The 858-nt window shown below is 58.2% G+C and carries 1 protein-coding gene; it reads right to left on the minus strand.

Going from position 1 to position 858, the window contains the following annotated elements; all coding sequences use genetic code 11:
* Positions 1 to 24: 24 nt before the first annotated feature.
* A protein-coding gene (locus ACEWPM_RS19760) for an IS5 family transposase (protein WP_393964167.1) occupies positions 25 to 782 on the minus strand; the annotation gives its coding sequence in 2 pieces (ribosomal slippage) (positions 25 to 458 and positions 458 to 782; 759 coding nt in all).
* Positions 783 to 858 lie beyond the last annotated feature (76 nt).

Raw genomic sequence — 858 nt, forward strand, 5'->3', positions numbered from 1 at the left:
CTTAGGCTCCAGACTCATTGATTTTCATAGCCAGAAGATGACGGTTGCGGCGAGAGCGACAGCGGACAGGAAGACCTTTGGACATCTGTCATAGCGAGTTGCCACGCGGCGCCAATCCTTGAGCCTGCCGAACATGATCTCGATGCGGTTGCGGCGTTTGTAGCGACGCTTGTCATATTTCACGACAGTCTTGCGCGCCTTCCTACCTGGGATGCAGGGCTTGATCCCCTTGCTATTCAGGGCCTCGCGAAACCAGTCTGCATCATATCCGCGATCTCCCAGGAGCCACTCTGCCTTGGGAAGGCAACTCAGCAGCGCGGCCGCGCCGGTGTAATCGCTGACCTGGCCGGCCGACATGAAGAACCGGATGGGCCGCCCCTTGGTATCGGTGATGGCGTGCAGCTTGGTGTTCATACCGCCCTTGGTCCGACCGATCAGACGTCCACGCCCCCCTTTTTACCCCGCAGGCTCGATGCCGTGCGGTGTGCCTTGAGGTAGGTCGCGTCGATCATGATGGTCGCCTGTTCCGGGGCCTCTGCTGCCAATCCCTCGAAGATCCTGGCAAACACGCCCATCTCGCTCCAACGCTTCCAACGGTTGTAAAGCGTCTTCGCCGGACCATACTCCTTGGGCGCATCACACCAGCGTAACCCATTGCGGTTAATGAAAATGATCCCGCTCAGAACCCGGCGATCATCAACCCGCGGCTTGCCGTGGCTCTTCGGAAAGTAAGGTCGAAGCCGCGTCATTTGCTCGTCGGTCAGCCAGAAAAGATTGCTCATCATGCCCCCATCAGTTCGGGAGCTTGAATCATGCAGCCATCATGACCTCAAGGCAATTAATGGGTCCTGAGCCTAG

Origin of the sequence: Roseovarius maritimus (assembly GCF_043355895.2) — a bacterium.
Taxonomy (GTDB): domain Bacteria; phylum Pseudomonadota; class Alphaproteobacteria; order Rhodobacterales; family Rhodobacteraceae; genus Roseovarius; species Roseovarius maritimus.